17 protein-coding genes are annotated in these 26,259 nt (G+C 74.5%); 10 read left to right on the top strand and 7 right to left on the bottom strand.

The window, feature by feature from the left end:
• Nucleotides 1-252 precede the first annotated feature (252 nt).
• A complete protein-coding gene (cobN, locus tag OG556_RS28110; RefSeq protein WP_371520901.1) occupies nucleotides 253-3,918 on the top strand; it encodes a cobaltochelatase subunit CobN in 3,666 nt (1,221 codons plus the stop codon).
• Between the two features lie 89 nt (nucleotides 3,919-4,007).
• Nucleotides 4,008-5,678 carry an apolipoprotein N-acyltransferase gene (gene lnt / locus OG556_RS28105; RefSeq protein ID WP_371520899.1) on the top strand — a complete coding sequence of 557 codons (1,671 nt, stop codon included), beginning with the start codon at nucleotides 4,008-4,010 and terminating at the stop codon, nucleotides 5,676-5,678.
• An 88-nt stretch (nucleotides 5,679-5,766) separates the two neighbouring features.
• Here lnt and OG556_RS28100 read toward each other — a convergent pair whose 3' ends face one another.
• From OG556_RS28100 to gdhA, 4 genes are all read right to left on the bottom strand, one after another.
• Entirely contained in the window at nucleotides 5,767-6,531 is a 765-nt protein-coding gene (locus OG556_RS28100; protein ID WP_371520896.1) for a VOC family protein, read from the bottom strand.
• A 76-nt stretch (nucleotides 6,532-6,607) separates the two neighbouring features.
• On the bottom strand, nucleotides 6,608-7,516 hold the full coding sequence (locus tag OG556_RS28095) for an NADP-dependent oxidoreductase (protein WP_371520893.1): 909 nt from the start codon (nucleotides 7,514-7,516) through the stop codon (nucleotides 6,608-6,610).
• A 219-nt stretch (nucleotides 7,517-7,735) separates the two neighbouring features.
• Complete coding sequence (locus tag OG556_RS28090) at nucleotides 7,736-8,605, bottom strand: GyrI-like domain-containing protein (protein WP_371520890.1); 870 nt, start codon at nucleotides 8,603-8,605, stop codon at nucleotides 7,736-7,738.
• Between the two features lie 116 nt (nucleotides 8,606-8,721).
• Nucleotides 8,722-10,110, bottom strand: coding sequence for an NADP-specific glutamate dehydrogenase (gdhA, locus tag OG556_RS28085; protein WP_371520887.1), 1,389 nt, complete (start codon nucleotides 10,108-10,110; stop codon nucleotides 8,722-8,724).
• A 349-nt stretch (nucleotides 10,111-10,459) separates the two neighbouring features.
• On the opposite strand from gdhA, the gene ribA reads away from it, so the two are divergent.
• A complete protein-coding gene (ribA, locus tag OG556_RS28080) occupies nucleotides 10,460-11,089 on the top strand; it encodes a GTP cyclohydrolase II (RefSeq protein ID WP_371520884.1) in 630 nt (209 codons plus the stop codon).
• Nucleotides 11,090-11,125: 36 nt separating this feature from the next.
• Here the strand turns inward: ribA and OG556_RS28075 are convergent, their stop codons facing one another.
• From OG556_RS28075 to OG556_RS28065, 3 genes are all read right to left on the bottom strand, one after another.
• Nucleotides 11,126-14,542, bottom strand: a complete 3,417-nt coding sequence (locus OG556_RS28075; protein WP_371520881.1) for a hypothetical protein — start codon at nucleotides 14,540-14,542, stop codon at nucleotides 11,126-11,128.
• Nucleotides 14,543-14,804: 262 nt separating this feature from the next.
• Nucleotides 14,805-16,919, bottom strand: coding sequence for a putative bifunctional diguanylate cyclase/phosphodiesterase (locus OG556_RS28070; protein WP_371520878.1), 2,115 nt, complete (start codon nucleotides 16,917-16,919; stop codon nucleotides 14,805-14,807).
• 157 nt (nucleotides 16,920-17,076) lie between these two features.
• Nucleotides 17,077-17,883: an SAM-dependent methyltransferase gene (locus tag OG556_RS28065; RefSeq protein WP_371520875.1), complete on the bottom strand. Its 807-nt coding sequence runs from the start codon at nucleotides 17,881-17,883 to the stop codon at nucleotides 17,077-17,079.
• 276 nt (nucleotides 17,884-18,159) lie between these two features.
• On the opposite strand from OG556_RS28065, the gene OG556_RS28060 reads away from it, so the two are divergent.
• The 7 genes from OG556_RS28060 (at nucleotide 18,160) to OG556_RS28030 (ending at nucleotide 26,176) form a co-directional block, all read left to right on the top strand.
• A complete protein-coding gene (locus tag OG556_RS28060) occupies nucleotides 18,160-18,624 on the top strand; it encodes an SRPBCC family protein (protein WP_371520873.1) in 465 nt (154 codons plus the stop codon).
• A gap of 73 nt (nucleotides 18,625-18,697) precedes the next feature.
• The gene (locus OG556_RS28055) at nucleotides 18,698-19,852 is read left to right on the top strand and encodes an aminotransferase class I/II-fold pyridoxal phosphate-dependent enzyme (RefSeq protein ID WP_371520870.1); all 1,155 of its coding nucleotides are present in this window, start codon (nucleotides 18,698-18,700) and stop codon (nucleotides 19,850-19,852) included.
• 288 nt (nucleotides 19,853-20,140) lie between these two features.
• On the top strand, nucleotides 20,141-21,430 hold the full coding sequence (gene egtA, locus OG556_RS28050) for an ergothioneine biosynthesis glutamate--cysteine ligase EgtA (protein ID WP_371520867.1): 1,290 nt from the start codon (nucleotides 20,141-20,143) through the stop codon (nucleotides 21,428-21,430).
• Nucleotides 21,427-22,770: an ergothioneine biosynthesis protein EgtB gene (gene egtB, locus OG556_RS28045; protein WP_371520864.1), complete on the top strand. Its 1,344-nt coding sequence runs from the start codon at nucleotides 21,427-21,429 to the stop codon at nucleotides 22,768-22,770. Before egtA ends, egtB begins: the two co-directional genes overlap by 4 nt.
• Nucleotides 22,770-23,519 carry an ergothioneine biosynthesis protein EgtC gene (gene egtC / locus OG556_RS28040; RefSeq protein WP_371520861.1) on the top strand — a complete coding sequence of 250 codons (750 nt, stop codon included), beginning with the start codon at nucleotides 22,770-22,772 and terminating at the stop codon, nucleotides 23,517-23,519. Before egtB ends, egtC begins: the two co-directional genes overlap by 1 nt.
• A gap of 45 nt (nucleotides 23,520-23,564) precedes the next feature.
• Nucleotides 23,565-24,536 carry an L-histidine N(alpha)-methyltransferase gene (gene egtD / locus OG556_RS28035; RefSeq protein WP_363616848.1) on the top strand — a complete coding sequence of 324 codons (972 nt, stop codon included), beginning with the start codon at nucleotides 23,565-23,567 and terminating at the stop codon, nucleotides 24,534-24,536.
• 212 nt (nucleotides 24,537-24,748) lie between these two features.
• Nucleotides 24,749-26,176, top strand: a complete 1,428-nt coding sequence (locus OG556_RS28030) for a sugar porter family MFS transporter (protein ID WP_371522936.1) — start codon at nucleotides 24,749-24,751, stop codon at nucleotides 26,174-26,176.
• Nucleotides 26,177-26,259 lie beyond the last annotated feature (83 nt).

Here is a 26,259-nt window from a genome sequence, read left to right as displayed (position 1 = left end):
AGCAATGCGCTGCCGCATGCCCGCGCCCGGGTCCCCGGGCGCCTCACGCCCGCCCGACTCCGGGCGCTTCGCCGACGCCTCGGCGCTCCTTCGGTCGCCGGCCGCGCGCCGTCGCTCGCATTCGTCCGCCAGATGCCACGCGCCTTCGTCCGCCGCGCACCACGCGTTTTCGTCCGTCGCTCGTCACTCGTCACTTTCCACGCCGGCGCGCCCTTCGGCTCGGGGCGGCTCCGAGGCCGGGAGGGCCTTCGCATGATCCTGCTGCTGTCGACGTCCGACACCGACCTGCTCAGTGCCCGCGCCGCCGAGGGACCGGTCCGCTACCGGCTCGGCAACCCGGCCCGGCTCACCCCCGAGGACCTGCCCGCGCTGCTGGAGGGCACCGACCTCGTCGTGGTCCGCCTGCTCGGCGGTCGCCGCGCCTGGCAGGAGGGCCTGGACGCGCTGCTGGCCGGCCCCCGCCCGGTGATCGTGCTGACCGGCGAACAGGCCCCCGACGCCCAGCTGATGGAGCTGTCCACCGTCCCGGCCGGCATCGCCGCCGAGGCGCACGCCTACCTCGCGCACGGCGGCGCCGCCAACCTCGCCGAGCTGGCCGCCTTCCTCTCCGACACCGTGCTGCTGACCGGCCACGGCTTCGCCCCGCCCGCCTCCGCCCCGGCCTGGGGGCCGCTGGAGCGCGAAGCCCGTACGCAGGACGGCCCGACGGTCGCGGTGCTCTACTACCGCGCCCACCACATGAGCGGCAACACCGCCTTCGTCGAGACGCTCTGCCGGGCGATCGAGGACCAGGGCGCGCAGGCCAGGGCCTACTACTGCGCCTCGCTGCGCGGCGCCGAGCCCGAACTGCTGGCCGCGCTCGGCGAGGCCGACGCGCTCGTCACCACCGTGCTCGCCGCCGGCGGCACCCGCCCGGCGGACGCGCAGGCCGGCGGCGACGAGGAGGCCTGGGACGCGGGCGCGCTCGCCGCCCTGGACCGGCCGATCCTCCAGGCGCTCTGCCTCACCTGGTCGCGCGCCCAGTGGGAGGCCAGCGACGACGGCCTGTCCCCGCTGGACACCGCCACCCAGATCGCGGTGCCGGAGTTCGACGGCCGGCTGATCAGCGTCCCGTTCTCCTTCAAGGAGCTGGACGAGGACGGCCTCACCGTCTACGCCGCCGACCCGGAGCGCGCCGCCCGGGTGGCCGGCACCGCCGTCAAGCACGCCCGGCTTCGGCACATCCCGGCCGCCGAGCGCCGCCTCGCGCTCGTGCTGTCCGCCTACCCGACCAAGCACGCCCGGGTCGGCAACGCCGTCGGCCTGGACACCCCGGCCAGCGCGATCCGCCTGCTGAACCGGCTGCGCGCGGAGGGCATGGACCTGGGTTCGGACCTCCCCGGGCTGGACGGAACGAACGGGGACGGCCACGACGCCTCCCCCGACGCGTCGTCCCAGGACTCCTCGCTCGACGCCTCCCACGAGGGCGACGCCCTGATCCACGCCCTGATCGCGGCCGGCGGCTACGACCAGGACTGGCTCACCGAGGACCAGCTGGCCCGCAACCCGGTGCGCATCCCCGCCGCCGACTACCGCCGCTGGTACGCCACGCTCCCCCAGGCGCTGCGCGAGCAGGTCGAGGAACACTGGGGCCCGGCCCCCGGCGAGCTCTACGTCGACCGCTCGCAGAACCCGGACGGCGACATCGTGCTGGCCGCGATCCGCTCCGGGAACCTGCTCGTCCTGATCCAGCCGCCGCGCGGCTTCGGCGAGAACCCCGTCGCCATCTACCACGACCCCGACCTGCCGCCGAGCCACCACTACCTGGCCGCCTACCGCTGGATCGAGGCCGCGCAGGCCGACGGCGGCTTCGGCGCGCACGCCGTCATCCACCTCGGCAAGCACGGCAACCTGGAGTGGCTGCCCGGCAAGACCGCCGCGCTGTCCGCCGAGTGCGGCCCGGACGCCGTCCTGGGCGATCTGCCGCTGATCTACCCGTTCCTGGTCAACGACCCGGGCGAGGGCACCCAGGCCAAGCGCCGCGCCCACGCCACCCTGGTCGACCACCTCGTCCCGCCGATGGCCCGCGCCGACTCCTACGGCGACATCGCCCGCCTGGAGCAGCTGCTGGACGAGCACTCCAACATCGCCGCGATGGACCCGGCCAAGCTGCCCGCGATCCGCGCGCAGATCTGGACCCTCATCCAGGCCGCCAAGCTGGACCACGACCTCGGCCTGGACGAGCGCCCCGAGGACGACGGCTTCGACGACTTCCTGCTGCACGTCGACGGCTGGCTGTGCGAGATCAAGGACGCCCAGATCCGCGACGGCCTGCACGTCCTCGGCCAGGCGCCGGCCGGCACCGACCGGGTCAACATCGTGCTCGCCATCCTGCGCGCCCGCCAGATCTGGGGCGGCGTCAGCGCGCTGCCGGGCCTGCGCGAGGCGCTCGGGCTGGACGAGGCCGCGCTCACCCTCGGGGCCACCGACGCCGCCGAGGCCCAGGCCCGCGCCCTGGTCGAGGCCATGGAGGCGCAGGACTGGGCGGTCGAGGCGGTGGAGAAGGTCGCCGCCGGGCTGCCGGAGGCCGTCCACGAGGTGCTGACCTTCGCCGCCACCCAGGTGGTGCCGCGACTGGCCGCCACCACCGACGAGCTGGACGCCGTGCTGCACGCGCTGCGCGGCGGCTTCGTCCCGGCCGGGCCGTCCGGCTCGCCGCTGCGCGGCCTGGTCAACGTGCTGCCGACCGGCCGCAACTTCTACTCCGTCGACCCGAAGGCCGTCCCGAGCAAGCTCGCCTGGGAGACCGGCCAGGCGCTCGCCGCCTCGCTGGTCGAGCGGTACACCGCCGACAACGACGGCGCCTACCCGCCCTCGGTCGGGCTGTCGCTGTGGGGCACCAGCGCGATGCGCACCGCCGGCGACGACATCGCCGAGGCCTTCGCCCTGCTCGGCGTCCGCCCGGTCTGGGACGACGCCTCGCGCCGGGTCACCGGCCTGGAGCCGATCACCCTCGCCGAGCTGGGCCGCCCGCGCATCGACGTGACGCTGCGCATCTCCGGCTTCTTCCGCGACGCCTTCCCGCACGTGGTCGCCCTGCTGGACGACGCGGTGCGCCTGGCCGCCGCCCAGGAGGAGCCCGCGGAGCAGAACTTCGTGCGCGCCCACGTCCAGGCCGACCTCGCGGTGCACGGCGACGAGCGCAAGGCCACCGTCCGCGTCTTCGGCTCCCGCCCGGGCACCTACGGCGCGGGCCTGCTCCAGCTGATCGACAGCCGGGACTGGCGCACCGACGCCGACCTGGCCGAGGTGTACACGGTCTGGGGCGGCTACGCCTACGGCCGCGGGCTGGACGGGCGGCCGGCCCGCGAGGAGATGGAGACCGCGTACAAGCGGATCACCGTCGCCGCGAAGAACACCGACACCCGCGAGCACGACATCGCCGACTCGGACGACTACTTCCAGTACCACGGCGGCATGGTGGCCACCGTCCGGGCGCTCACCGGCAAGGCGCCGACCGCCTACATCGGCGACTCGACCCGCCCGGAGACGGTCCGCACCCGGACGCTGACCGAGGAGGCCGCCCGCGTCTTCCGCGCCCGGGTGGTCAACCCGCGCTGGATCGAGGCGATGCGCCGGCACGGGTACAAGGGCGCGTTCGAGATGGCCGCGACGGTGGACTACCTGTTCGGCTACGACGCCACGACGGGCGTGGTCGCGGACTGGATGTACGAGAAGCTCACCCAGGAGTACGTGCTCGACCCGGTCAACCGGGAGTTCCTGACCGGCGCCAACCCGTGGGCGCTGCACGGGATCAGCGAGCGGCTGCTGGAGGCGGCCAGCCGCGGGCTGTGGGAGCAGCCCGACCCGGAGCTGATCGCGCAGTTGCAGGCCGCGTTCCTGGAGACCGAGGGGGACCTGGAGGGCGACGAGGGCTGAGTCACGGGGGTGGCCACCAGTGTTCCCGTAGCCCATTCGGGTGACAGGAACACTGGTGGCCCAGTCCGTCCGAGCGGACAATACGGGGCATGCCCCGCCGCCCCGCCCTCACCAGCCCCGCCCGGCGCACGCCGCACTCCTCGCACGCCGATCACCCCCGGCGCCCCGAACCTCCCGGGCACCCCGAACACGACGGGCGCTCCGAACACGACGGCCACCCCGAGCACGGCGGGCACTCCGGAAACGGCGGCCACCCGCAGGCGCGCCCGCACCGCTACCGCGCGCGGTTCGGCGCCCTGGCGGCCGGGGCCGTACCGGTGCTCGCCTTCCCGGCACCGGGGCAGGCCTGGCTGGCGTGGGTCGCGCTCGTCCCCGGGATGCTGCTGATGCAGCGCGCGCCCGGCGGGCGGGAGGCGGCGGTGCGCGGGTGGTGGTTCGGGGCGGGCTTCATCCTGACCGCGATGTACTGGCTGGTCCCGTCCATCGGGCCGGGGCTACCGGTGCTCGCCGTGCTGTTCGGGGCGCTCCAGGGCGGCTTCGGGTACGCCGTCCACCGGCTGCTGCACCCACCGCTGACCGACCGTCGGGCACTGCTCGCGCTGCTCGTCGTCCCGGCGGTCTGGGTGACCACCGAGTACGCGCGCTCCTGGGACGCGCTCGGCGGGCCGTGGGCGCTGCTCGGCGCCACCCAGTGGCAGCACCCGGCGATCCTCGGACTGGCCTCGACCGGCGGGATCTGGCTGGTCAGCGCGGCCGTCGCGGCCGCCAACACCGGGGTGCTGATCGTCCTGACCGCGGTGCACCGGCGACCGCGCGCCCTCGCGGCGCTGACCACCGTCCTGGTCCTGGCCGCCGGCCCGCTGCTGTTCGCGCTGCGCGACGCCCCCGCCCCGGCCGGGGCGGTCACCGTCGCGCTGGTCCAGCCCGGCATCGTGGACGACCCGAAGGCCCGGTTCGAGGCCAGCGCCCGGGCCACCGCCGCGCTCGGCGGGCAGCCGGTGGACCTGGTCGTCTGGGGCGAGAGCAGCACCACCGCCGACCTCGACCGCGACCCGGCCGCGCTCGACCGGCTGCGCCGACTCTCCACCGTCACCGGGGCGCAGATCATCGCCGGGGAGGACGCCCGCAAGGCGGACGGGCGGATCTCCAAGGACGCGGTGCTGGTCTCCCCCGCGGGCGTGCTGGACCGCTACCGCAAGATCCGGCTGGTGCCCTTCGGCGAGTACATCCCGCTGCGGCCGGTGCTCGGCTGGATCGCCGGCGTCAGCCGGGCGGCCGGCGAGAACCGGGCGCCCGGCACCGCCTTCCACGTCCTGCCGGCCACCGACCGGGCCGGCGGGCCGCTGCCGGTCGGCGCGCTGATCTGCTTCGAGTCGGCCTTCCCCGACCTGGCCCGCACCGCCGCGCGGGACGGCGCCCGGGTGCTGGTCTACCAGTCCTCCACCTCGACCTTCCAGCACACCTGGGCACCCGAACAGCACGTCTCGCTGGCGGCGATCCGGGCCGCCGAGACGGGCCGGCCGGCCGTGCAGGCCTCGCTGACCGGGGTGTCGGCGGCCTTCGACGCGCAGGGCCGCGAGCTCGCCCGGCTCGGTACCGACGGCACCGGCGCGCTGACCGTCCGACTGCCGCTCACCGAGCCCGGGACGCTGACCTGGTACGACCGGATCGGCGACGTGGTGCCGATCGGCGCCCTGCTCGTCACGGCGGGCGCGACGGCGGCGGCGTGGCGCTCCAGCCGCAGTCGGCGCCCGGCGTGAGGGCGGAGGCTGCGCCCGACGGGAGGACGGCCGGATCCCCGGCAGGGGCATGGGCAGGGGCGTGGGCAGGGGCGTGGCCTCCGGCGGGTCAGCCCTCGGTGCCGGCCAGGTAGACGCCGAACGACGCGCCCTGCGGGTCGCGCAGCACGGCGATCCGGGGGCCGCCCGGCACGTCGGTGGCCGCCATCAGCACGTCCGCGCCGAGGCCGCTCGCCCGGGCGACGGTGTTGTCGACGTCGGCGACCGAGAAGTACGGCAGCCAGTGCGGCGGCACCTGCGGCGGGAAGCGGTCGTCCATCACCAGCATGCCGCCGAAGTCCTCGCCGCGCAGGCCCCACTGGGTGTACTGCTCGGACGGGCTGACGGACCAGCCGAAGACCGCCGGGTAGAAGGCGTTCGCACCGGCCGGGTCGCGGGTGAGCAGTTCCACCCAGCCGAGCGCGCCCGGCTCGTTGAACACCCCGGCGCCCGCGAACGCGCGGGCCTGCCAGAGCAGGAAGACCGCGCCGGAGCTGTCCCCGACCACCGCGAAGCGGCCGAGGTCGGACGCGTCGGTGGGCTCCTTCAGGACCTTGCCGCCGGCGTCCTCGACCTTCGCGACGGTGGCGTCGGTGTCGGTGACCGCGAAGCAGGTCGACCAGGCGATGGGCTGCTGCGGCGCGAACCGCGGACTGACGGCGGCCGCCGGGGCGTCACCGAGGAACATCTGGGTGTAGCCGTTGGCCTCGGGGCGCACATCGGACTCGGCCCGCCAGCCGAACAACTCGCTGTAGAAGGTGCTGGCGGCGGCCGGGTCGGAGGTGCCCAGCTCGACCCAGCAGGGGCCGCCGATGGTCACGGAGTTCTGCTTCATGGCTTCTTCTCTCGACTTCTTCTCTCGGTTCTCGATCTCTCGGTCTTCACTGACTGATCGTCACTCTTGGCTCGGATCAAGCGACTTCGATGACCACCTTGCCGCTGGCGTGGCCGGACTCGACGAAGGCCAGCGCCTCGGCGACCCGGGTCAGCGGGTAGCGGCCGGTGATGTGCGGGTCCAGCTCACCGGCGGCGACCAGGGCCGCCAGCGCGGACAGGGACTCGGACGTCGTGGAGCGGGTGATGTAGCGGCCGCCGAGTTCCGCCACGGTGGCCGGGTCGGCGGTGCTGACCAGCTCCGTACGATCCGTGCGCACGGGGGCGGCGGCCCGCAGGGCGTCGCCGCCGACCAGGTCGAGGATGCCGTCGACGCCGTCGGGCGCCGCGGCCGCGATCCGTTCGACGACGCCGTCGCCGTAGCGGACCGGCACCGCGCCGAGGGACTCCACGTACGCGTGGTTGGCGTCGCTCGCGGTGCCGAGGACGGTCAGGCCGCGACTGCGGGCGATCTGGGCGGCCGCGCTGCCGACACCGCCGGCGATGCCGAGGATCAGCAGCGTCCGGCCCGCGCCGAGGCCGAGGTCACGGACGGCGTCGTCCGCGGTGGCCGCCGAGACGGGCAGGACCGCGACCTGGTCGAAGCCGACACCCTCGGGCTTGAGAGCGCTCAACTCGGCGCGCAGCAGCGTCTGTTCGGCGTAGGCGCCGGCGGCCGCGAGGCCGAACACCTCATCGCCCGGGGTGAACCCGGTGACCCCGGGGCCGACCTGTAGGACCACGCCCGAGGCCTCCTGGCCCATGACGGCGGGGAGTTCGCGCTCCCGGCCGAGCAGGCCCGTGCGGATCTTCCAGTCCACCGGGTTCACCCCGGCCGCACCGACCGCGATCGCCAGCTGCCCGGGGCCGGGCTCCAGCACCGGGCGGTCCAGGAACTCCTGTGTCTCCGGACCGCCGTAGTCGACGAAGCCGAATGCCTTGGCCATCGGTGATCCCACTCCTCGGGTAGCGGCTGCGATCCCCCGTCCTCCCCCGCCCCAGCATGCGGGCGGGGGAGGACGGGTGCGGGCGCTGCTGGGCCGAACGGGGGCGGGCGAACAACTGACAGATGACAGATAACAGATTTCGAAATCTGTTATCTGTTTTCTGTCATCTGTTTTCTGTCAGCTGTCAGCTGTCAGCTGTCAGTCGTCAGCGGCCGCCCGTCAGCGCAGCGCCCGTGCCACCGGGATCCACAGCTGGGCTTCCGCCTGGCCGTCCGGCAGGAACCGGGTCCGCAGGATCTCCGGCCCCGGCCGGAACTCGTACGGGTTGGACGGGAACCACTGCGTGAAGACGTCCCGCCACATCTCCTGGAGGGCCTTCGGGAAGGTCCCGGTGTTGGAGAAGGCCGCCCAGGTCCCCGCCGGCACCTCCCGAACGTCCAGGCCGTCCGGGACGACGGTGTCCGCGTCCGCCACCACCGCGTGGTAGTAGTCGAGTTCGACACCCTCCTCGCGGCTCTCCGAGAAGAACTCGGTGACCGAGAGGATGCCTTCCGGCTCACGGCCCGAGAGCGCCGAGATCCGGTCGACGGTCTCCTGGCCGAGCCCCTTGATGAACGAGGCGATGGCCGGGTTCACCCCCTCGTGCACCAGCGGGACCCGCGCCCGCCGACCGATGATCCGGAAGTCCGGCTGCTCGATGATCCGGTATTCCATGCTGCTGCTTCCCTCCACGACGAGTCGGAAGGACATCCGGGGCTGGGACTTGAGCACCGCGCCCTCGCGCCGGGCCTCACCGGGCCCGACCCCGTGCATCGCCCGGAACGCCCGGGCGAACGCCTCCCCCGAGGTGTAGCCGTACCGGATCGCGACCTCCAGCAACGTCCGCTCCCCGCCGAGGACTTCGGCCCCGGCGACGGTCAGCCGCCGGCGCCGGACGTAGTCCGACAGCGGCATCCCGGAGAGCATCGAGAACAGCCGTCGGAAGTGGTACTCCGACGTCATCGCGATCCGGGCCAGCTCGGCGACCTCGACTTCTTGGTCCAGGTTCCGTTCGATGTGCTCCATCGCCCGGTTCAGGTGTTCCAGCACTCCGACCCCGTCCTTCCCTTACTGATCACCACCGTAGGAAGGACCCACCCTGCCGCACCCGACAATCGGTGCCCGATCCGGTCGGGTACCGATCGCCGGGTGGCGGGCGGCAGGGCTCAGATCAGGCCCTGGGCCAGCATCGCGTCCCCGACCAGCTCGAAGCCGGCGATGTTCGCGCCCACCACGTAGTCGCCCGGGTGGCCGTAGCGCTCGGCGGTGGTGAAGCAGGAGTCGTGGATGTGCTTCATGATCCCGGCCAGCCGCTCCTCGGTGCGGGCGAAGGTCCAGGAGTCGCGCGAGGCGTTCTGCTGCATCTCCAGGGCGCTGGTGGCGACGCCGCCCGCGTTCGCCGCCTTGCCCGGGCCGAAGGCCACCCCGGCTTCCTGGAACACCCGGACCGCCTCCGGGGTGGTGGGCATGTTGGCCCCCTCGGCGACCGCCAGCACCCCGCCCCGCACCAGGGCCAGCGCGTCCGTCTCGGTCAGCTCGTTCTGGGTGGCGCAGGGCAGCGCGACGTCGCAGGGCACGCTCCACACGCCCGGGCCCTCGACGAACCGGGCGTGGCTGCCGCGCAGTTCGGCGTAGTCGGCGACCCGGCCGCGGCGGACCTCCTTGACCTCCTTGAGGAGCGCGAGGTCGATGCCCTTCTCGTCCACCACGTAGCCGGTGGAGTCGGAGCAGGTGAGCACGGTCGCGCCGAGCTGCTGCGCCTTCTCGATCGCGTAGATGGCGACGTTGCCGGAGCCGGAGACGACGACCCGGCGCCCGTCCAGGCTCTCGCCGCGGCTGTGCAGCATCTCGGCGGTGAACAGCACGCAGCCGTAGCCGGTCGCCTCGGTCCTGGCCTGCGCGCCGCCCCAGCCGAGGCCCTTGCCGGTGAGCACACCGCTCTCGTAGCGGTTGGTGATCCGCTTGTACTGGCCGAACAGGTAGCCGATCTCCCGGCCGCCGACGCCGATGTCCCCGGCGGGGACATCGGTGTGCTCGCCGAGGTGGCGGTACAGCTCGGTCATGAAGGACTGGCAGAACCGCATGACCTCGGCGTCCGAGCGGCCCTTGGGGTCGAAGTCGGAGCCGCCCTTGCCGCCGCCGATCGACAGCCCGGTGAGCGCGTTCTTGAAGATCTGCTCGAAGCCGAGGAACTTGACGATGCCGAGGTTCACCGAGGGGTGGAAGCGCAACCCGCCCTTGTACGGGCCGAGGACGCTGCTGAACTCCACCCGGAAGCCCCGGTTCACGTGGATGTCGCCGGAGTCGTCCGTCCACGGCACCCGGAACATGAGCTGCCGCTCGGGTTCGCAGATCCGCTCGATGATCCGGGCGTCGACGAACTCGGGGCGGCGGGCGAGCACCGGCCCGAGGGTCTCCAGGACCTCGTGGACCGCCTGGTGGAACTCCGTCTCACCCCTGTTCCGGCGGACCACGTCCGCGTAGAGCGCCTCGATCACGCGCTGCTCGGCGTCGAAGGAGGTCGGGGAGGTGGCGGCGGGAGGGGTTGTGGGCATCTGATCAGGACCTTCCGTGGTCGTCGGTGCTCGTTCGCGAGGCATTCCCGTGCCCAGGAAACGGGGGAATCCTCGCAGTGTCCACGGTCCGGCTCCCGACGCATCCACATGCTGAAACCCCCACGCCTCGCGGACCGTACGATCCACCGGCGCCCTCGCGTCCGCACGGAGCCCGGCTGAACCACGGTCCGTAGCCGCAATGATCACGGACAGTATTTAGTTGTTCAAATTGGAACTAACGAGTACGGTCATCGACATCCGCTCCACCCCGGGCCGCCCGGCCCGCCCCGCTCGACCCCATCGGTTCGTCGGTTCGCCGACCCATCTCCTCATCGACGGAGGCCCACCCATGCCGCAGCCCGGTCCCGCCACGGTGCGCTCGCGTGTGCGCATCCCGCTGACCTTCTCCGACGGCTACCGCGCCGAGGCGGAGGCCTTCACCTTCCACGACCTCGCCGACGGCGCCGAGCACCTGGCGCTCGCGTTCGGCGAGGTGCCGGAGGGCGGGACGCCGCTGGTGCGCCTGCACTCGGAGTGCCTGACCGGCGACGTCTTCGGCTCGGACCGCTGCGACTGCGGCCCGCAGCTGCGCGAGTCGGTCGAGCGGATCACCGAGGCCGGCGGCTACCTGCTGTACCTGCGGCAGGAGGGCCGGGGCATCGGGCTCTACAACAAGCTGGAGGCCTACTCCTTGCAGGACTCCGGATTGGACACGTACGACGCCAACACGGCGCTCGGCCTGCCCGAGGACGGCCGGGACTACACCGCCGCCGCCCAGATGCTCACCACCCTCGGCGCCACCGGCATCGATCTGCTGATCAACAACCCGGACAAGGCGCAGCAGCTGGCCGACCTCGGGATCACCGTGCGGCGGCGGGTGCCGACCGGCGTGCACCTGTCCGCGAGCAACGTGCGCTACCTGCGGGCGAAGGTGGAGCGGACCGGGCACTCGATCGAACTGTCCCGGCTGGTCGGCTGAGCCGGCTGACGGCCGGACCGGATGACGGCCGGACCGTCAGCCGCCCACCCCCGCACCCGCCCTCGCCCCCGCACCCGCCCGCTGCACCCGGACGGTGCGCAGCACCCCGTACGCCGCGAGCGGGAGCGCGACCAGCAGCGCGGCCCAGAACGCGCCGTGCCCCCAGAACTCCGCGACGGCCGCGAACTGCCCCTGGAGCACCGGGATCCGCAGCGCCTCGACCGGGCCGAGCGGTCCGGGCCAGGCGCCGAGCACCAGGGTGGCGGGGATCCAGCAGCCGAGGAGCGCCCGGGCGGTGCCCGGCGTCCCCAGGGTGCTCGCGAGGGAGACGACGGCCAGCAGGACGACGAACCCGGACTGGTAGGCCGCGCCGGTCTGGCCGGTCCCCCAGGAGGCCGGCGTCGGGTGGTGCCCGGTGGCCGCCAGCCGCACCTCGACCGCCGCCCACAGCAGCAGGGCCAGCACGCCGGTGCTACCGAGCGCGAACAGCGCGCGGTCACGGGCGCCCACGGGGCCCGTCCGCCACTGCTTGCCGTCCCACCGCGCCACCGCGCCCCGCCCGGCGAGCCGCCGCCAGGCCTCCCGAGCCTGCCGCCGGGCCTCGTGCGCGGGCTTCAACAGCCGGTCCGCCGCGCGCTCGATCAGCGCGAACGACGCCAGGGTCGCCGCCACCGCCGCGAGGCCGGCCCAACTGCCCATCCCGCCCTCGAACATGACCACCCGCTCGGCCACCGGTCGCGGCATCTCCAGGCCCGTCATCGGCGGTCCGAGCCGCAGGTAGCCGATGGCGAAGGCCCCGACGCCGGTCAGGGCGGCCGTGCCGAGGCCCACCCGGGCGGGGAAGAAGGCCAGGACGGCGGCGGCGACCAGCGCCGCCCCCAGTTGGCCGACCACCTGCTGGGCCGCGTGCTCGCCGGCCTTCTTCAACGGCCCGCCGAAGGCGCCGTCCGGCGAGATCCTGAGCCGGACCCCGGCCTCGACGGGGTAGCGGAACACCGCCCCCGCCCACAGCAGCAGCCCGAGCGCGAGGAACAGCAGCAGTACGGCGCCCGCCCGGCGCGGCAGGCCGGTCCGGGCGTGCGGCCACCACGCCCGCAGCCCGGCCGCCCAGTCCACCGGTGTCCGTTCACGCCCGCCCTGCCACAGCCGTCCCAGCCACCTGTCCCGGCCGGCCCGGCTCTCCCGGCCCTCCGCACCATCGGGCCGCTCGCCCCGGCTCCGGCCTCGCGGGCGCAGCGTCTCGGCGGCGACCAGGGCCGCGCGCCCGGCGTCGTCCCCCGGGTCGGCGCCCACCGCCCGCCGCCGCAGCGCCGACCAGCGGCGCCGGACCGCCTCCGGTGCGGCGGTCGGGTCCGGCGCGGGCCGGCGCACCGCGGCGCGTACGGCCGTGCGGATCCCGGAGCCGGCGGCCAGGGCCGCGTCCACCACCACCGCCGCGACCAGGGCGGCGAGCTCCGCCACCCGTTCGGGCAGCGGCAGCCGGTGCAGGGCGGTGGGCAGCGGCGAGAGCCGGCCGAGCAGCCGGTCGCGTTCCTCGGGGCGCACGCTCAGCCACACCACCAGCCGGTGTGCCTCCTCGCGCTCCTGCGGGCTGAGCCCGTCACCGCCCCGCCGGCCGCCGCCGACGGTGCGGGCGGCACGGTCCACTTCCGCCAGGACGTCCGGGAGTCGGGCCAGGGCGAGCAGTCGGGAGCAGTGTTCGCCGGAGCACTCGGGGTGGAAGCAGTCGTAGCGGGCGGCGACGGCCGGGGCGCCGACCCGGACCAGCGCGTCGATGAACGCGGCGCCGTCCGGCTCGGTGGCGATGCGCTCCAGCCCGGGGGTGTCGATCGGGCGGTCGAGGTAGTGGGGGGTGGCGGAGGGGGCGAAGGCGGCGCCGAAGGCGAGCACCGAGAGGGCGGCCACGGCGTCGCGGCGGGAGCCGGGTGCCCGGGCGACGTCGGTCAGGTGGTGCAGGTCGAAGACGTTGTCCTGGACGTCGTCGCGCAGCCAGTCGCGCAGCCGCTCCGCTCCCCCGGCGGAGAGCCAGCGGGCCGCGTCGCCGGAGCGCCGGAGCAGGACCTCGGCGAGCTTGGCCGGGTCGGTGAAGGGGGAGCCGAAGAAGGTGATCGGCCGGTGGGTGCGGCCGGTGTCGGCCCGGGTCTGCCGCCGGACCACCGCGGGGCTGCCGCCGGCCAGCCAGCTGCGGACCTGCGGGGCGGTCCAGCGGTCCTCCGGGTTCTTGGTGAACAGCCCTTGGAGGAGCAGCAGTTGGCGGGGGTCGGCGAGGGCGGAGAGGTCGACCTCGTCCCCCAGGACCAGTTCCAGCTGAAGCACCTCGTCGCTGATCAGCAGGCCGTCCGCGCCGAGGAAGCGGGGGCGGCCGGTGAACAGCTCGTACAGGACGTTGCCGAGCGCCCACCAGGGCCCGGCCTCGTGGTTGCGGCCGGCCAGGAGTTCGGGGGCCATGTACGGGATGGTGACGATCGTCTCGGGCGTGAAGCGGCGGCTGGCGGTGAGCCGGGCGACGCCGCCGAAGTCGGCTATCACGAACTCCCCGGGCGCGCGGCCGGGGCGGACCAGGACGTTGGCCGGCTTGAAGTCCAGCGGGTTGCGCTCGATCCGGCGTTGCCAGAAGTCGAGCAGGGCGACGAGCTCGTAGACGATCCGCTCGGCCTCCCGCGGGTCGGTGGGCCGGCCGCGCTCGCGCAGTTCGGCGAAGTGGTCGGCGAGGGTGACCGGCAGGTACTCCATGGCCACCCAGTCGAGTTCGGCACCGTGGTGGCCGACCCGACCGAAGTCGACGATGTGCGGGACGTGGCGGCGGTAGTCGTCGTTGCGCAGGTAGCCGAGCAGGTCGGCGTCCATGGACTGGCCGGCGGCCGTCACCTTCACCGCGGCCTCGCCGCCGTCGTCGGTGCGCCGGACGTGCCAGACGGTGCCCTCGGTGCCGGAGCCGGCCACGCCGAGCGGGTCGAAGCGGCCGCGCAGGACGTCGGGGAAAGCGCCCGCGAACCGTCCGCCGGTGGGCTCCGCACCCTCCGGCACCCCGCCCTTCGATGTCCCGCTCCCTGGCACCCCGACCACGGGGCCCCCGCCGCTCCGGCTGGGCCCGGGGCCGACGTTGTCGGCCCAGCCGGGGGCGGCGGCACGCCCGGCGCCCGCGCGCCGCTGCACCTTGGTGGGGGCCTCCGGGTCGACCCGCTCCGGCGCGGCCCGCTGGACCCTGGTCGGGGCCTCCGGGTCGAAGCGGGCCCCGCCGTCCGGCTCCCGCCCGGTCGCGGCGTCGGGGTCCGTCCGGGTGCGCGGGACGGCGCCGAGCCGGGACGGCCGATCCGGCACGACACCGAGGCGCCGCCCCCACGGCCGCCGGTCCGCCCTGGTCGAGGGCTCGGGCCGGGCCCCGGGGCCGCTCTCCGACCAGGGGCCCGGTCGGTCGTCGTCGGCCGGGCCGGCGTCCTCCGGTGTGGCCATGGCGGCGCTCTCCTCCCCGCTTCCCGGGGCCGGCGCGGGGCCGTAGCCGCGCGCCGCACGGCCCCGGGTGGTGATTTTGACGCGCCATCATCCCGCATGGCGGGGCCGTGGTGTTGGCCGATTCTCCGGAACGCGACCGAGCGGTTGCACGACCGCCGCCGAACGCCGCCGCGGGCCTCCCCCACCTGCCCGGCCCTGCCCCCTTCGGCCGCGGAGCCGACGCCCCCGACGCGTCAGCCCCCACGCGTCAGCCCCCGACGCGTCAGCCCCCGACCGGACGCCCCCGGGGCTCCTCGGCGATCCGACGGGCGATCTCGCCCGGCCGCACCGGGCGGCCGAAGTGCCAGCCCTGCGCCCAGTCGCAGCCGATGGTCCGCAGCCGTTCGGCGTCCTTGCGGGTCTCCACGCCCTCGGCGGTGACGGTCAGCCCGAGCGCGTGCGCCATCGACACCAGGCCGCTGACGATCCGCCACCCGGTGGACTCGTCCTTCTCCGGATCGTGCAGGTCGCCGACGAAGGAACCGGCGATCTTCAGCCCGGACACCGGCAGGTCGCGCAGGTACGCGAGGTTGGACCAGCCGGTGCCGAAGTCGTCCACGGCCAGCGACACGCCGAGGTCCACCAGCCCGTGCAGGGTGCGCAGCGCCTCGTCCTCGGGCCCGACCACGGTCGACTCGGTGATCTCCAGTTGCAGCCTGGCCGGTTCGAGGCCGGTCGTGTCGAGGATCCGGCCGAGGTCGGTGACGAGCGCCGCGCTGCGCGCCTGGCGGACCGCCAGGTTGACGTTCAGCTGCGGCGCGGCGTCGCCGAAGCGCTTGACCCAGTCCGCGGCCTGGCCGCAGGCCTGCTCCAGCACCCAGCGGCCGAGCGGCATGATCAGCCCGGTCTCCTCGGCGGTGGTCACGAACTCGTCCGGGCCGAGCACGCCGAGCTGCGGGTGGCGCCAGCGCACCAGCGCCTCCACCGCGGCCAGCCGGCCGTCCGCCAGCGCGTACAGCGGCTGGTAGTCGATGAAGAACTCGCCCCGGTCGAGGGCGGCCGGCATCCGCACCGACACCGCGTAGCGGCTGACCGCGCGGGCGTTCTCCTTGGGGTCGAACAGCGTCCAACGGCCGCGGCCGGCCTCCTTGGCCCGGTACAGCGTCAGGTCGGCGGCCCGGACGGCCGCGCCCGGGGTGGTGGTGGACACCCGCCGCTCCAGCACGCCGACGCTCGCGCCCACGGCCAGCTTGTGGTCGCCGATCAGCACCGGCCCGGCCAGCGCCTTGAGCACCGTCTTCGCCGCCGCGACGGCCTCCTGCTCGCCCCGGCAGTTCTCCAGCAGCACCACGAACTCGTCGCCGCCGAGCCGGGCCACCAGGTGGCCGAGCGGGTTGAGCGCGGCCTTCAGCCGGGCCGCCACGGCGGACAGCAACTGGTCCCCGGTGTCGTGGCCGAGGCTGTCGTTGACCACCTTGAAGCCGTCGAGGTCGACGTAGCAGAGGCCGAACCTGGCGCCCGGGTCCGGATCCTCGAACAGCTTCTCCAGCCGCTCGAAGAAGGCCGCCCGGTTCGGCAGGCCGGTCAGCGGGTCGTGGGTGGCCTGGTGGCGCAGCCGCTCCTGGAGCCGGTAGCGGTCGGTGACGTCCTCCAGCATCGCGACCTGGTACTGCGGGACGCCGTCGTCGTCGCGGATCAGCGAGACGGTCAGATGGGTCCAGACCACCTCGCCGTCCTGGCGGTAGTACGGCTTGTCGAACTGGAAGTAGTCCCGCTTGCCGCCGATCAGCTCCTCGTACGCCTCCCACACGCCCGGGGTGTCCTCGGGGTGGACGAGATCGCCGACCCGGCGGCCGGTCATGTCCTCCGGGCTCGCGCCGAACAGCTCCTGGAGCGCCTTGTTGACCGCCAGGATGTTGCCGTCGGTGTCGCCGATGCCGATCCCGATGGCGGCGCTCTCGAACAGCGCCCGGAACCGGGCCTCGGAGGCGCGCAGTGCCCGCTCGGCCTCCTTGCGGGCGGTGTCGGCGGCGGTGCGGATCGCCTCCTGCTCCCGCAGCGTGCGCTCGCGCAGGGCGGCGGCCCAGCCGGCCGCGAAGGCGCCGGTCAGGGCCGGGCCGCGGTCGTCGCCGAGCGGTTGTGCCTGGAGCAGTTCCACCGCCCGGGCCAGCACCACCGGGTCGGTGAAGTGCGCGTCGACCAGTTCCGCGCCGGCCTGCTCGGCCAGCCGGGGCTCGAACGGCTCGCCCAGCTGCGCGCGGTGGAGCAGGGCGGCGGTCCGGGCGATGAGGCGGCCGAGCAGCCCGGGGTGGACGGCCGTGCCGTGGTCGGCGGAGAGCAGTCGCGCCCAGGCCTCGTGGAACCGCTCGGCGCTGCCGGACACCGGGGCGGCGCTCATGCGTCCACCCGGGTGCGCGCGGTCGGCGCTGCGGGGTGGCCGCCGCGGGCGGCGGTCCGGGCGGGGGGCGCGGTGGTCCGCGTGGCGGGCACGGCGGGGTGACCGGCGGCCGCTTCGCGGAGCCCGCGGCCGTCGGTCACCCGCCCGATCCGTCTGCTCAAGGGCGGAACCCCACGCCCGCCACCCCGGACATCCGCTCGGGGTGCTCGCCGACCGTCTCCGGCTGGTCCGGGCGCCACTGCGGCAGGTAGACCACGCCCGGTTCGACCAGCTCGAAGCCGGCGAACATCCCGCTGATCTGCTCGTGGGTGCGCATGGTCAGCGGGGTCGGCGTCCTGCGGTAGAGCTCCTGGTGGTCCTCCGCCTGGTCCGGGCGGCCGTCCAGGGAGGCGTGCGAGAGGACGAGCGCGCTGCCGGGCGGGAGCGCGTCACGCAGCGTGCCGATCAGCTTCCACGGGTCCTCGTCGTCGGTGACGAAGTGCGCGACGGCGACCAGCAGGACGGCCACCGGCTCGCCCTGCGCCAGCAGCGCGGCCACCTCGGGGCGGGCCAGCAGGTCGTGGACGTCGCGCAGGTCGGCCTGGACGACCTCGCTGCCGGGGTCGTCCTCCAGCAGCAGGCGGCTGTGCGCGACGGCGACCGGGTCCCGGTCCACGTAGAGGACCGTCGCCTCGGGGCGGATCGCGCGGGCGATCTCGTGCACCGCGCCGAAGGTCGGGATGCCGGAGCCGATGTCCAGGAAGCGGGTGACGCCGCGCTCGGCCAGGTAGGACACGGCCCGTCGCAGGAAGGCCCGGTTGGAGCGCATGATCTGCGGCAGCTCCGGCCACAGGGCCATCGCCTTGCGCGCCATCTCCCGGTCGACCTCGAAGTTGTGCGAGCCCCCCAGGTAGTAGTCGTAGACCCGCGCGGCGTTCGGTTTGTCCAGGTCCGTGCCCTCCGGTACCCAGCTCGGTCGCCGCATGCCTGTGACTCCTTCACTCCGTTTTCCGGGGATGCAGTGCCTCGCGACAACTGCTGTGACAGACGAGACTACAAGCACACAAGATCCTCCCCTGCACCCCGAACGGCTGCAAGCGGAACACCTCCCTCCTGGCATGCGACGTTTACGGAGCGTTCCCCTCCCGTCTCACCGGAACCGGTCCCGTACACGGCCGGGCCACCGTGGGGCCCGGCCGTCGGCGAGGGAACCCGACCGAAACGGGCCGGCCCCGGACCGGGGCGCCCTAGGGTGGGGCGCGTGGACCCCAACCACTACCGCTTCCGGGGCACGTGGCGACTCGCGGCGCCGGCGCCCGACGTGTACGCGGCACTGGAGGACGTACGGAGCTACCCGCTGTGGTGGCCCGAGGTCCTCGAAGTCCGACAGACCGGCGAGGAGTCCGGGGACCTCGTGGTGCGCGCGCTGCTGCCGTACCGGCTGGTGATCCGCCTGGAGGCGCGACGGCGCGACCCGGCCGCCGGAGTGCTGGAGGCGACCATGCGGGGCGATCTCACCGGCTGGTCGCGGTTCACCGTCACCCCGGACGGGCCGGGCAGCCGCGTGCTGTTCGAGGAGGACACCCGCCCCGGCAAACCCCTGCTGCGCCGCCTCGCCCTGCCCCTGCACCCGCTGTTCCGGGCCAACCACGCGGTGATGATGCGCCGGGGGCGGCGGGGGCTGGCGGCGCACCTGGGCGGCGGGGTCGGGCCGGCGAGCGGGTGACCACACGGCCGGTGGCGGCCGGGACCCGTCCGGCTCTAGCGTGGCGGCGCACCCCCGACCACCGGAGGCCGTCATGCCCACCACCGCACCGGACGCGTTCGGCTTCGCGGCCCCCTTCGACCGGACCGGAACGGGCAGCAGCAAGTGGGCCCGCGCGGGGGCACCCGGGGTGATCGCGATGGGCCTGGCGGACATGGACCTGCCCGGGCCGCGGGCCGTGGCCGCCGCGCTGGAGCACCGGGCCCGCCACCGCGCGTACGGGTACACGGTGTGCGACCCGGCCGGGCGGGCGCTGGTGGCCCGCTGGTACCGCTCGCGGCACGGCGTCGAGGTGGATCCGGACTGGGTGCTGCTGCTGCCCTGCGGCCCGCGCACCGCCCTGCGCCTGCTGCTGGAGACCGTGCGCCCGCAGGCGCCGGTGCTGTTCCCGACGCCGGAGTGGGGCGGCTTCGCCCAGCTGTGCCGGGCGGCCGGCCTCCCGTACCGGGAACTGCCCCTGACCGCCGGCCCGGACGGCTACCGGCTCCCGGACGGTCCGCTCCCCCACCCGGCCGGAGCCGTCCTGCTGAGCAGCCCGCACAACCCCTCCGCCCGGGTCTGGCCGGCCGCCGACCTGCGCGCCCTCGCCGAGCGGGCGGCGGAGGTCGGCGCGCTGCTGGTCTCGGACGAGGTGCACGGCGACCTGACCCACCCCGGGTACGTCCACCCGGTGGCGGTGGCCACCGTCGACGCGGCGCTCCGGCCCCGGGTGGTCACCCTGAACTCGGTCGGCAAGACCTTCAACTGCTCCGGCCTGCCGAGCAGTTTCGCGCTCGTCCCCGATCCGGGCCTGCGCGCCCGGTTCACCGAGGTGCTGGCCGGCTTCGGCCTCTGGGAGGGCGGCCTGCTGGAGCAGACCGTCCAGCGGGCGGCGCTGGCCGAGGGCGGGCCGTGGCTGGACGCGCTGCTCGCCCACCTCGCCGCCGCCCGCGCCCGGCTCACCGGCCGGCTGGGGCCCGCCGTCCGCTCCGCGCCGCAGTCCTCCTACCTGCTCTGGCTGGACGCCGCCGCCCTGGGACTGCCGCCGGACGGGGCCCGCCGGGCGCTGCTGGAGCGCTGCGGCCTGGAGGCCTCGGACGGCACCGAGTTCGGCCCCGGCGGCCGGGGCGCGCTGCGGCTGAACTACGCCCTGCCGGGCCCGGTGCTGGACGCCGTCCTGGAGCGCCTGGAGCGCCTGGACCGGCGGTGACCGAACCGCCGGGCCACCCCGCCCGGCAGCCTGCGCAGACCCCGCCCGACACCCCCGCGCACGCCCGGAATGCCGCCCCGGATCCCCGGATTCACCCAATCGCGCCACCCCTGACCTGCAGAAACGAACGTTCACGCGATATTTGCGAAGCGCCCCCGCATGCTCCGTAGCAGACTGGGCAGGGTAGTTCGGGCCGCAATCCTGACCCCGAGGATGGTAAGTCCGGTGATACCGACATCCCGCACCACTCCGCCCGACCGGCAGAGCCCCCCAGCGCCCCCGCCGGGGGTGACCCCGCTGACCGAGTCGGGGGCGCTCAGCCACGTATCGGGCGTCTGCTTCAAGATCGGACCGCCCCGGTTGGTGGGCGTCGAGGTCGAGTGGTTCGTCCACGACGACCGATGTCCCGGAAAGCCCGTCCGACCGGAACTGGTCCACGCCGCACTGGAGTCGCTGCCACTGGGCGGCCCGGACGGAGCCTCGCTCCCCTCCGGCTCGCGGCTCACGCTCGAACCCGGCGGGCAGGTCGAGCTCAGCTCCCCGCCCGCCACCGGCCTCCTGGCCTGCGTCGAGGACACCCGACGCGATCTGACCGCCCTGCGGGCCGCCTTCGCGGCACAGGGCCTGCGCCTCACCGGCACCGGGACGGACCCGCTGGCCCGCCCCCGCCGGATGGTCCTGGACCACCCCCGCTACCTCGCGATGGAGCGGTTCTTCGACTCCGCCGGCCCCTGGGGCCGGATCATGATGACCGGCACGGCCTCGGTGCAGGTGTGCCTGGACGCCGGCGACACGGACGGCCCGCACGCGGTGGAGCGCCGCTGGCGACTGACCCACCTGCTCGGCCCGGTCCTGGTCGCCGCCTTCGCCAACTCCCCATTACTGGACGGCAGGCCGACCGGCCACCGCTCCACCCGGCAGACCGTCTGGTCCCGGATGGACCCGACCCGCACGCTCGCCCCGGAGCCGGACCACGGCGACCCCGGCGAGGCCTGGGCCCAGTACGTGCTGGACGCCGAGGTGCTGTGCGTGCGCCGCCCCGAGGGGCTGCCGTGGACGGCCCCGCCCGGCCTGACCTTCCGCGACTGGGTCCGCGGCGGCGGCGAACGCCCGCCCACGCTGGCCGACTTGGACTACCACCGGACCACCCTGTTCCCGCCGGTGCGCCCACGCGGCCACCTGGAGCTGCGCATGATCGACGCCCAGCCCGGGGACGGCTGGGTGGTGCCCACCGCCCTGGTGACCACGCTGCTGGACGACCCGCTGGCCGCCGAGGCCGCGCTCGCCGCGCTGGAGCCCCTGGGCCGCCCGGACGGTCCGCGCCCGCCGCGCAGCGACGTCTGGCGCCGGGCCGCGACGCTGGCCGTCACCGATCCCGAGCTGCGCCGCGCCACCCTGACCTGCTTCGCCGCCGCCGACGCCGCGCTGGGCCGCCTGCCCGGCGCCGGCCGGCTGCGCGCCACCGTCGCCGAGTTCGCCGAGCGCTACCCCGCTCGCGGCCGCTGCCCGGCCGACGACCAGCTGGACGCCCTGCGCTCCGGCACCCGACGCACTCCTCCGGAGGAGGCCGCACCATGACCGACGTCCGCCCCCCTGCCGCCCCGGCGGCGGGCACCGAGGAGCTGCGCGAGACCATCGCGGCCGAGCTGCTGGCCGCCCGCGCCCGCACCGCCGCGCTCACCGACTGCGTCGAGGACGGCGACCTCACCGCCCAGCACTCGCCGTTGATGTCCCCGCTGGTCTGGGACCTGGCGCACATCGGCAACCAGGAGGAACTCTGGCTGCTGCGCAACGTCGGCGGCCGCGACCCGATGCACCCGGAGATCGACCCGCTGTACGACGCCTTCCAGCACCCCCGGGCCGAGCGGCCGAGCCTGCCGCTGCTGGCGCCCGCCGAGGCCCGGGCGTACGCGCACGAGGTGCGCGGCCGGGTGCTGGACCTGCTGGCGGCCAGTCCGCTGGAGGGGGCGCCGCTGCTGGACGCCGGGTTCGCGTTCGGGATGATCGCCCAGCACGAGCAGCAGCACGACGAGACGATGCTGATCACCCACCAGCTCCGCCCGGGGGAGCCGGCGCTGGCCGCTCCCCCGCCACCGCCCGCCCCGGCGGACGCGGCCACGCTGCCCGCCGAAGTGCTCGTCCCCGCGGGGCCGTTCACGATGGGCACCGACACCGAGCCGTGGGCGCTGGACAACGAGCGCCCCGCGCACGTGGTCGAGCTGCCCGCCTTCCTGCTGGACACCACGCCGGTCACCAACGCCGCGTACCAGCGGTTCATCGCGGACGGCGGCTACGACGAGCCGCGCTGGTGGACGCCCGAGGGCTGGGAGCACCGGCGGCGGGCCGACCTGACCGCCCCGCTGTTCTGGCGCCTGGACGGCGGCCAGTGGCTGCGGCGCCGGTTCGGCACGGTGGAGCCCGTCCCGGCGGACGAGCCCGTCCTGCACGTCAGCTGGTACGAGGCGGACGCCTACGCCCGGTGGGCCGGACGGCGGCTGCCGACCGAGGCGGAGTGGGAGAAGGCGGCCCGGCACGACCCGGCGAGCGGCCGCTCCCGCCGCTACCCGTGGGGCGACCAGGCCCCCGGAGCCGAGCACGCCAACCTCGGGCAGCGGCACCTGCGCCCGGCCCCGGCCGGCGGCTACCCGGCGGGCGAGTCCCCGTACGGCGTACGGCAGTTGATCGGCGACGTGTGGGAGTGGACGGCCAGCGACTTCCGCCCCTACCCCGGGTTCCGGGCCTGGCCCTACCAGGAGTACTCGGAGGTCTTCTTCGGACCCGAGTACAAGGTGCTGCGCGGCGGCTGCTTCGCGGTGGCGCCGGTGGCCTGCCGGGGCACCTTCCGCAACTGGGACTACCCCGTCCGGCGGCAGATCTTCGCCGGGTTCCGCACCGCCCGCGACCTGGAGGTGGCCTGATGTGCCGCCACCTCGCCTACCTGGGTGAGCCGGTGGCGCCGCGGGAGCTCCTGGTGCACCCGCCGCACGGCCTGTACCGGCAGTCCTGGGCGCCCAGGGTGCAGCAGTACGGCACCGTCAACGCGGACGGCTTCGGCCTCGGCTGGTACGCGGACGGCGACGAGGTGCCGGCCCGCTACCGCCGGGAAGGGCCGATCTGGGCGGACGCCGCGTTCGCCGACCTCGCCCGGGTGATCCGCACCCGGGCACTGCTGGCGGCGGTCCGCTCCGCCACCGAGGGCTGCGCGGCGGGCGAGAGCGCGGCGGCGCCGTTCGCGGCCGGGCGCTGGCTGTTCAGCCACAACGGCGTGGTGGCGGGCTGGCCGGGCAAGCTGGACGCGCTGGCCGCCCTGCTCCCGCCGGCCGAGCTGCTGGAGCTGGAGGCACGCTCCGACTCGGCGCTGCTGTGGGCCCTGGTCCTGCACCGGCTGCGGGCGGGGGCCGGGCTCGGCGAGGCGCTGGCGGGCACCGTCGCGGACGTCACCGCGCACACCACCGGCCGGCTCAACCTGCTGCTCACCGACGGCCGCACGCTCGCCGCGACCGCCTGGGGCGACACCCTGCACCACCGCGACCTGCCCGGGCTCGGCACGGTGGTGGCCTCCGAGCCGTACGACGACGCCCCCGGCTGGACGGCCGTCCCGGACCGCTCGCTGGTGGTGGTCGACGAGCGCGGCGTCACCGTCCGTCAGCTCCTCGGTCACTACTGATCCTCCACCGCCCCTTCATCTTCTGAACAGAGGACCCACCCTGTCATGGACACATTTGATCTCACCCGGCTGCTGCCCGCCGACCACTTCAGCAGCGCGCTGCGCCACGACGTGCAGCACGGCCTGACCTCCGAACCCAAGTGGCTGCCGCCGAAGTGGTTCTACGACGCGCGGGGCAGCGAGCTGTTCGAGGAGATCACCCGGCTGCCGGAGTACTACCCGACCCGCGCCGAGCGGGCCATCCTGACCGCCCGGGCCGGCGAGATCGCCGCCGCCACCGGGGCCCGCACGCTGGTCGAGCTGGGCTCCGGCTCCTCCGAGAAGACCCGGCTGCTGCTGGACGCGCTGCGCGCGCTCGGCACCCTGGAGACGTACGTCCCGGTGGACGTCAGCGAGAGCGCGCTGACCGCCGCCGGCGTCGCGCTCGCCGCCGAGTACCCCGGGCTCGCCGTGCACGGCGTGCTGGCCGACTTCACCGCCCGGCTCGGCCTGCCCCCGGAGGGCGGCCCCCGGCTGGTCGCCTTCCTCGGCGGCACCCTGGGCAACCTGCTGCCCGAGGAGCGGGCGGCCTTCCTGCGCGGGCTGCGCGCCGCCCTCGACCCGGGCGACTTCCTGCTGCTCGGCACCGACCTGGTCAAGGACCCGTCGGTGCTGGTCGCCGCCTACGACGACGCGGCCGGGGTGACCGCCGAGTTCAACCTCAACGTGCTCAACGTGCTCAACCGCGAGCTGGGCGCCGACTTCGACCCGACCGCGTTCGCGCACGTCGCGCGGTGGGACCCGGACCGGGAGTGGATCGAGATGCGGCTGCGCTCGCTGCGCGCGCAGACCGTGAAGATCCCGGCGCTGAACCTGCCGGTGCACTTCGACCGGGGCGAGGAGCTGCGCACCGAGGTGTCCGCCAAGTTCCGCCGGGAGCGGGTGTCCGCCGAGCTGGCGGCGGCCGGGCTGCGGCTGAGCCACTGGTGGACGGACGAGGAGGGCCGGTTCGGGCTGTCGCTGTCCGCCCCGGCGTAGGGGCGGCCTGCGGCACAGGGGCGGTCGGCGGCATAGGGACGGCCTGCAGCACACGGGCGGTCGGCGGCATAGGGACGGTCGGCGTGGCCGAATTTGCTTGTTCACCTTACGAATCCTCAGAGCAAAAATTGAGGTTTCCGGTGTACAAGACTTAAACGAATAAGGGTTACGATCTCGGCTACCGAGCTCAGCGTTGAGTACCAGGAGTCAAGATCGTGAGCGTCACCAAGCAGCCCTCCGGGGCGGTCGAGGCCTCCGCGCCCGGCCGCCTCGGCTTCGTCGTCTTCATCACCGCCGCCGCAGCCCTCGGCGGGTTCCTGTTCGGCTACGACAGTTCCGTGATCAACGGCGCCGTCTCCGGGATCCAGGAGAAGTTCGGCGTCGGCGACGGCGTGACCGGTCTGATCGTCTCCTCCGCCCTGCTGGGCTCGGCGATCGGCGCCGCGCTGGCCGGCCGGTTCGCCGACCGCTACGGCCGCATCAAGGTCATGAAGGCGGGCGCGCTGCTGTTCGCGGTCAGCGCGGTCGGCTCGATGCTCCCCTTCGCCGCCTGGGACCTCGCCTTCTGGCGCGTGCTCGGCGGCGCGGCCATCGGCATCGCCTCGGTGATCGCCCCGACCTACATCGCCGAGGTCGCGCCCACCAAGTACCGGGGCCGGCTGGCCTCCTTCCAGCAGGCCGCGATCGTGCTCGGCATCGCGATCTCCCAGCTGGTCAACTGGCTGCTGGCGAACGCGGCCGGCGGCGACACCCGCGGCCAGCTGCTCGGCCTGGAGGCCTGGCAGTGGATGCTCGGCATCTGCGTCGTCCCGGCCGCGGTCTACTTCACCCTCGCCTCGGTGATCCCCGAGTCCCCGCGCTACCTGATCCAGGCCGGCCGGCTGGACGACGCCCGCGCCGTGCTCGCCCAGGTCGAGGGCCAGGACGTCGACACCGACGCCCGGATCGCCGAGGTCCAGGCGCTGATCGCCTCCGACCACCGCCCCCGCTTCGGCGACCTGCTCGGCGGGCGCTTCGGCCTGCTGCCGATCGTCTGGGTCGGCATCGGCCTGTCGGTCTTCCAGCAGCTGGTCGGCATCAACGTGATCTTCTACTACTCGTCGATCCTGTGGCAGTCGGTCGGCATCGACCAGAGCAACTCGCTGCTGATCAGCTTCGTCGGCTCGGTCATCAACATCCTCGGCACCGTGGTCGCGATCCTGCTGGTGGACCGGATCGGCCGCAAGCCGCTCGCCCTGATCGGCTCGGCCGGCATGGCCGTCGCGCTCGGCGCGGCCGGCTGGGCGTTCTCCTCCGCCACCGGCAGCGGCGACAACGTCTCGCTGCCCGACCTCCAGGGCACCGTCGCGCTGGTCGCCGCCAACGCCTTCGTGCTGTTCTTCGCGATGTCCTGGGGCGTGGTCGTCTGGGTGATGCTCGGCGAGATGTTCCCGAACCGCATCCGGGCCGCCGCGCTGTCCGTCGCCGCCTCCGCGCAGTGGATCGCCAACTGGGCGATCACCGTGTCGTTCCCGTCGATGTCGCGCTGGAACCTGTCGGCGACCTACCTGGTGTACGCGGCGTTCGCGGCGCTGTCGATCGTCTTCGTGGCGAAGTTCATGAAGGAGACCAAGGGCGTCCGGCTGGAGGACATGGGCTGATCCGACAGTCCGACCATCGGCCCCCGCACCCTAGCGCGATCAGCGCGGGTGCGGGGGCCGAATCGTTCACTCCCTGCGGCGGC

The organism is Kitasatospora sp. NBC_01300 (assembly GCF_041435235.1).
Taxonomy (GTDB): domain Bacteria; phylum Actinomycetota; class Actinomycetes; order Streptomycetales; family Streptomycetaceae; genus Kitasatospora.
Note: the sequence above shows the minus strand (reverse complement) of the source record. Positions and strands in the feature narration are given on the sequence as shown.